This window comes from Streptomyces sp. URMC 127, from assembly GCF_051386535.1.
GTDB lineage: Bacteria > Actinomycetota > Actinomycetes > Streptomycetales > Streptomycetaceae > Streptomyces.
This window is the reverse complement of record NZ_JBPQTW010000290.1, coordinates 1-7,076: the sequence shown is the minus strand read 5'-3', so window position 1 is coordinate 7,076 and position 7,076 is coordinate 1. Positions and strand designations below refer to the sequence as shown.

At 75.3% G+C, this 7,076-nt stretch carries 3 protein-coding genes; 1 reads left to right on the top strand and 2 read right to left on the bottom strand.

The features are described 5' to 3' along the window. Nucleotides 1–110: 110 nt before the first annotated feature. Nucleotides 111–485, bottom strand: coding sequence for a hypothetical protein (locus ACSNOH_RS32190; protein ID WP_436724989.1), 375 nt, complete (start codon nucleotides 483–485; stop codon nucleotides 111–113). A gap of 273 nt (nucleotides 486–758) precedes the next feature. On the opposite strand from ACSNOH_RS32190, the gene ACSNOH_RS32185 reads away from it, so the two are divergent. Then, a complete protein-coding gene (locus ACSNOH_RS32185) occupies nucleotides 759–1,703 on the top strand; it encodes a LuxR C-terminal-related transcriptional regulator (protein ID WP_436724988.1) in 945 nt (314 codons plus the stop codon). A gap of 58 nt (nucleotides 1,704–1,761) precedes the next feature. Here the strand turns inward: ACSNOH_RS32185 and ACSNOH_RS32180 are convergent, their stop codons facing one another. Next, a complete protein-coding gene (locus ACSNOH_RS32180; protein WP_436724987.1) occupies nucleotides 1,762–7,011 on the bottom strand; it encodes an amino acid adenylation domain-containing protein in 5,250 nt (1,749 codons plus the stop codon). Nucleotides 7,012–7,076 lie beyond the last annotated feature (65 nt).

Here is a 7,076-nt window from a genome sequence, read left to right as displayed (position 1 = left end):
AGGTGGGGCGGCCGTGGGGCCGGAGCGTCCTCCCGGGACGCTCCCGTCCGGCTCGCGCCGGGCCGTGGGCCGGCCGCCGTCCTCATCCTGGGTGCCGCGCGGGAGCGTTGTCAGCAGCCCGGGGGCTGCACGAAGCGGCCTTTGCATATTGCGTCCACACCCGCGGGGGCCGGGGCGGGGGCTGCGAGCAGCCGCTCGTAGTACGAGGTGAGGAGGGGGGCCTCGCAGCGGGCGAGGCCGATGCCGCGCGGCACCTCCTCGTCCGCGAGCGCACGCAGGCACACGGCGCGGGCGGCGCGCTCGGCCGCGACCAGGGAGGGTGCCGACACGAAGAGCCCGAGGACCGGGTGGGGGCGGGCGCCGGAGTGCAGCGTCACATACTGAATTCCTTCTTCCGGTTTTCTCGCCGCATGGACGCGCGCGGCGATGCCCTGGGGGATTCCCGTCCCGGGCGGCGGGGCGAGGTGGGCGTGCACGAGATACATGCCCACCACTGTGCAGAGAGCAGGCCGCCCGCTGCCACCCGCTGCCCCAGGACGCTTCCTGCCATGGCAGAAAACGTCCCCAACTGCCCTTTGTCTCCGGGGGCGCGGCCGCCCGGCACGTGGTGACCGCCACTGCTGAAACACATTTCGCGCATTGTGACCGCGGTGTTATCTTGACGCCGTTTTACCTGCAAAAAAGGTTTCATGGGGGAATCCGTTGTGCTCAGGGCATGTGGTTTGGATGAAATCGCGGAACGTGTCTACCGAATACTGTTGCGTCACCCGGGAGGCGAGCTCGACCAGCTCGCTGCCGAAGCATCCCTCAGCGTGGAAGAATTCCGGGCCACGCTGGACCGGCTGAGCGCGCTCGGCCTGGTGCACGCCCCTGCCGGGGGACCGCAGGAGCTGCACGTCCCCAGCCCGGAGATCGGCTTCGAGGCGCTGCTCGCCCGCCAGCAGGCCGAGCTTGCGGCACAGCAGCAGCGCATCGCCGAGTCGCGCGCCGTCGCCGAGCAGCTGATCCGCGAGTTCGCCGCCCGCCACGCGTCGTCGCCCCGGCACGGCGAGGAGACGCTCGTGGGCCTCGACCGCATCAGAGCCGAGATCGCCCGCCTCTCCCGGCAGATCAGGACGGAGGTGATGACCTTCGCGCCCGACGGCGCCCAGACCGCCGAGACGCTGGAGGCGGCCAAGCCGCTCGACGCCGAGGTGCTCGGCCGGGGAGTGCGCATGCGCACCCTCTACCTGGACAGCATCCGCAACAGCCCGCCGAGCGTCGCCTACGCCGACTGGCTCACCGCGGCGGGCGGCCACGTCAGAACGGTGCCCTCCCTGCCCACCCGCATGCTCGTCATCGACCGGCAGGTGGCCGTCCTCCCCACGGACGGCGAGGACTCCGCGCACAGCGCGGTCGTCCTGCGCAGCCGGGGCACGCTCACCGCGCTGTGCGCCCTCTTCGACCTGGTGTGGGAGTCAGGGGCTCCGCTCGGCGAGGCCAGGACGCGGGACGCCCGGGGCCTGACCTCCCAGGAGCGCGAGGCGCTGCGGCTGCTGGGGCACGGCTTCACCGACGAGGCCATCGCCAAGCGCCTGGGCGTCTCGCCCCGTACGGCCCGCCGCATCGCCGCCGACATCATGGAACTGCTCGGCGCCAGGAGCAGGTTCCAGGCCGGGCTGCTGGCCGCCGCCCGCGGCTGGCTGGTGGCCACGCCGTCCTGACCCGGTGCAAGCAGCGACGACCGGTGGTGGCCCACCACCGGTCGTCGCGGCACCGGCGTCAGTCCTCGGCCAGCAGCGCGGCGACTTCCTCGTCGGACAGCCGCGCCAGCTCCTCCAGTTCGCGCAGGACGGCGGCCTCGTCCGCCGGGCCGGCCTGCTGCCGCCGCACGGCGCCGGCGATCCGCTCGACGGTCAGCTCACCGCTGAGCAGCTCCGTCAGCGGCAGCTCCACCCCGAAGGCGGCGCGCACCCGGACGGCGATCCGGGTGGCCTGCAGCGAGTGGCCACCGATCGTGAACAGGTCGTCCGTGACCGAGACGGCCGGCACGTCGAGCACCTCGCACCAGATGTCCGCCACCTGCCGCTCCACCGCGTCGCGCGGGGGCGTGCCGCCGTCGCCGGCGGCCCGCTCGGGCCGGGGCAGCGCCCTGCGGTCCAGTTTGCCGTTCGCTCCCGTGGGCAGCTCGTCCAGCCGGACGAAGGCGGACGGGATGAAGGCGGCGGGCAGGAGCCGGGCGCAGTGGGCCCGCAGTTCCGCGTCGGACGGAGCCCGGTCCCCGGCGGCGACCAGGTAGCCGACCAGGACCGTCTCGCCCGCCGCCTCCTGGACGTCCACCGCCGCATCGGTGACCGCGGGGTGCGCGCCGAGCACGGCCTCCACCTCGGCGGGCTCGACCCGGTGGCCGCGGATCTTCACCTGGTCGTCGAGGCGCCCGAGGAAGTCCAGAGTGCCGTCGGCCGACCAGCGGACCCGGTCCCCGGTCCGGTAGAGCCGCCCGCCCCCGGCGAACGGGTCGGGCACGAACCGCTCGGCGGTCAGCGCCGGGCGGCCCAGGTAGCCGCGGGCCACCTGCACGCCGCCGATGTGCAGTTCACCGGGCACGCCCGTCGGCACGGGGTTGCCGCGTCCGTCGAGCACGTACAGCCGGACCCCCGGTACGGGCGCGCCGATCGGCAGCCTGACCCCGCCGGTCGAGCCGGGCTCCACGGCGTGTGCGGTGACGTCGATCGCGGCCTCGGTCGGGCCGTAGAGGTTGTGCAGTTCCACGCCCGGCAGCAGGGAGTGGAACCGTTCCGCCAGCGCGGGCGGCAGTTCCTCGCCGCTGCAGACCACCCGGCGCAGCACGCCGGCACAGTGCGCTGCGCCCGGCTCCTCCAGGAAGCTGCGCAGCATGGAGGGCACGAAGTGGCAGACGGCGACCCGTTCGCGCCGGATGAGGTCGGCGAGGTAGGCGGGCTCGCGGTGGCCGTCCGGCCGGGCCAGCACCATGGTGCCGCCGGTGCTCAGCGGCCCGAACAGCTCCCAGCCCGAAACGTCGAAGCCGACCGGCGTCTTGTGCAGCACCGCCTCGTCGCGGGAGAGCAGGCCGCGCCGGATCATCCAGTCGATGCGGTTGACCACGCCCGCGTGTTCGTTCATCACGCCCTTGGGGCGGCCGCTGGTGCCGGAGGTGTGCAGGACGTACGCCAGGTTCTGCGGCCGTGCCGCGGCCGGCGGCCGGGTGGTGGGCATGCCGTCGGCCGTGCCGTCGTCGAGGCGGACGACGGTGGGCCCGCCGGCCGGGTCCGCCGCCTCCACCGCGCCGGCGAGCAGGCCGCCGGCCAGGCTCCCGGTGGTCAGGACGACCGCGGGCCGGACGTCGGCGAGCTGGGCCGCCAGCCGTTGCGCGGGATAGCCGGGGTCGAGGGGGAGGTAGCAGCCGCCGGCCTTGAGGACGCCGAGCAGCGCGGCGACCAGTTCCGGAGTACGGGGCAGGCAGACCGCGACCGGCCGGTCGGGCCCGGTGCCGAGCTCCTTCAGCAGCCACGCGATCTGGTTGGCCCGGGCCTCCAGGGCGCCGTAGGTGAGGGACTCGTGCTCGCCGACGACCGCCTCGGCGCCGGGCGTCCGCCCGGCGTGCTCCTCGAACGCCCGGTGCAGCAGGGCGGGGGGCGCACCGGCGCACTGCGCGCCGCTCACCTCGGACACGATCCGCCGCGCCTCGGTCCCGGGCATCACGGGCAGGTCGGCCGCCGCCGCGCCGGGCCGGCAGGGCGCGGCGTCCAGCACCGCGGCGAAGCCGTCCAGCATCCGGCGCACGGTGTCCTCGGCGAAGAGGTCCGCGGCGTAGACGGCGTGGCCGGTGAGGCGGCCGTCGGGCTGTTCGGTGAGGTGGACCGACAGCTCGAACTGGGCGCCCGGCGGAGGCAGCTCGAAGGGGTCGGCCGTCACGTCACCGGCCTGCCAGGGTGCGAGCGGCGTGTTCTGCAGGGTCAGCGCCGCGCGGACCAGGGGCGCCCGGCCGCCGGTCCGTTCGGCACCCGCCAGCCGCACGATCTCGTCGAAGGGAAACTCCTGGTGCGGGTAGACCGCGAGGCACAGCTCGCGGACCCGGCCGAGCAGTTCCCGGAAGGTCGGGGTGCCGGACAGGTCGACGCGCATCGGCAGGGTGTTGACGAACAGGCCCAGCGCCTCGGCGGTGCCCGGTCGCAGCCGGCCCGCGGCGGGCGTGCCGATCACCACGTCCTGCTGACCGGTCCACCGGGAGAGCACGGTCGCGAATCCGGCGAGCAGCACCATGTACTGCGTCGCCTTGCGGGCGGCCCCGTAGCTCTTGAGCCGGGCGGCCTGCTCGGCGCTCACCTCGAACGGCACCGCCGCGCCGCGCCAGGACTGGGTGCCGGGGTGCGGCACGTCCAGCGGAAGGTCCAGGGCCGTGGCGCCCGCCAGCCGGTCCGACCAGAAGGCCGCGGCGGAGTCGTCCCGGGCGTCCTGCCCCGGCCGGTGCGGCCGCACGGGCAGCACGAGGCTCTGCTCCTGCCGCCCGGCCAGGGCGTCGCGGTACGCCGATCCGAGTTCGCGCAGCAGCAGGCCCAGCGACCAGCCGTCCAGGATGATGTGGTGGGCGACCACGCCCAGGCACCAGTCGTCCCGGCCGAGCCGGATCAGGACCGCGCGCATCAGCGGTCCGCCCGCAAGGTCGAAGGGCTCGGCGGCCAGGTCGCCGATGACCTCGTGGCAGCGGCGCTCCCGGGCGGCCGCACCGTCCTCGCCGGACACGTCGACGACGGGGATCTCCAGGGGCCGCGGCGGGCGGGGCGCCACCAGCAGGGTTCCGTCGTCCGCCGTGGTGAAGGCGACCCGCAGACCCGGATGGCGGGCGACCAGGCCGCTCAGGCACGCGGCCATCAGGTCCGCGTCCACCGGTCCGCGCAGCCGCACCCCGCCCGGCATGTGGTACGCGCTGCCCGCGCCCATCTCGGCCAGCAGCCACATCCACTCCTGGGCGCGGGTGGCCCTGGCCGGCTCGTCGCCGTCGGCCAGCCAGACGGCGGGCGCGCTCCCGGCCGGGGCCCCGGCCGGCTCCTGCCGCCCGCCGGCCTCCCGGTCGAGGTCTTCGGTGGTCGTCCCGTCCAGCAGCCGTTCGACGGACACCTCGGCGCCGGTGAGCCGGTGCAGAGCGGCGGCCAGCCGGACGGCGCGCAGCGAGTCCAGGCCCAGCGTGACCAGCGGGGCGGCGGGGTCGAGCTCTTCGGCCGGCATGCCCAGCGCCGCAGCGACGGCCAGGGCGACCCGGGACCGCGTGGCCGGGAAACGGCGCTCAGCGGCGGTGACGGCGACCCGGTTCAGCCGGTCCGCGGCCCACAGTTCGCGGCAGGCGCTGCGGCGGATCTTGCCGCTGGTCGTCCGGGGGATCGTGCCCAGCCGGACCAGCACCACCTCGCGCAGGGCCAGGCCGTGTTCCGCGGCCACCGCCTCGCGCACGGCCGCCAGCACCGCCGGGCCGTCCTCGGCGGTGAAGCCGCGGGCGACCTCGTGCACCAGGACGACCTCTTCCACGCCGTCCTCGTCGGTCGGGAAGGCGGCCGCGCGCGCCGGCTGCAGCAGCGGGTGGGCGCGCTCGGCCGTCTGCTCGACGTCCTGCGGGTAGTGGTTCCGGCCCCGGACCACCATCAGGTCCTTGATCCGGCCGGTGACGAACAGCTCGCCCCGGGACTCGAACCCCAGGTCCCCGGTGCGCAGGAAGGTGCGCCCCGGGTACTTGGCCAGCGTGGCGCCGAAGGTGCGGGCGCTCTCCTCCGGGCGCTCCCAGTACCCGGCCGCGACGGACGGGCCGCTGATCCACACCTCGCCCACGTCTCCGGCCGGGCAGGGGCGCCCGTCCGCCACCACCAGGACCAGGTCGTCGGCCTGCGGGGAACCGCAGCCCACCAGCGACAGCGCGGCCGTCTCCGCGGACGGCCCGGCGATCTCCGCACGGCCCCGCTCCAGCGCGTCGCGGCCGAGGCTCAGGACGCGCGGCGAGGCGCCGCCGCGCCCGCCGCCGGTGGCGAACAGCGTGGTCTCGGCCAGCCCGTAGCAGGGGTGGAAGGCGGAGGGGCGGAAACCCGAGGCCGCGAAGGCCCCGGCGAACTGCTCCATGGTGGACGCCCGGACCGGCTCCGCTCCCATCATCGCGTGCTGCCAGCTGCTCAGGTCGAGACCGGCCCGCTCCTCCTCGCCGATGCGGCGCACGCACTCCAGGTAGGCGAAGTCCGGTGCGGCGGAGACGGTGGCCCTGGTCCGGCTGATCGCCTCCAGCCAGCGGAGCGGCGAGCGCAGGAAGCTCATCGGGGACATCAGGACGCCGGGGAAGCCGGCGTAGAGGGGCTGCAGAATGCCGCCGATCAGGCCCATGTCGTGGTACGGGGGCAGCCAGCTGACGCCGCGCGTGTCCGGGCCGGCACCGATCGCGCGGCTGATGGCCGCGGAGTTGTGCACCAGGTTGTCGTGCCGGACCATCACCCCCTTGGGCCTGCCGGTGGAGCCCGAGGTGTACTGCAGGAACGCCAGCGCGCCGGGCCGGGGGCCGGGGCCCTTCCAGTCACCGGCGGAAGCGGCCGGCAGCTCGTCGGTGATCAGCCAGTCGGGGAAGGCGGTGGCGGCCAGCTCCGGATAGCTCTCGCCCAGGGCCGTCGCGGTCGCGCGGTCGCCGAGGGCCAGCACCGCGCCGGAGTCGGTGGCCGCGGCGAGCACCATGTTCATGCCGTGCCGCCCGGCCGGCACGTGCACCGGCACGGCGATCGCCCCGGCGTACAGGCAGCCGAGGAATCCCACGACGTAGTCGGTGCCCGGCGGGTAGAGCAGCAGGACCCGCTCGCCCGCCGGCTGCCGGGCGGCCAGCGCGGCGGCGACCGCCCGGGCCCGGCGGTCGAGCTCCGCGTAGCTCAGGACGAGTTCGCCGGAGTCGGTGAGGAACTCGAAGGCGGTCCGGTCCGGTGTGCCGTCCGCGCGGTCGCGCAGGATCTCGACGAGCGTCCCGCCACGGGGACGGAGCGGTGTGTGCACCGTGATGCTCCTGGGGTTTCTGCGGCCGTACGCCGTGACCGGCGGCCGGCGGGAGGGGGAGGGGC

Coding starts and splice junctions, on each gene's coding strand:
- ACSNOH_RS32190 (WP_436724989.1), bottom strand. CDS start 485: ATGTATCTCGTGCACGCCCACCTCGCCCCGCCGCCCGGGACGGGAATC.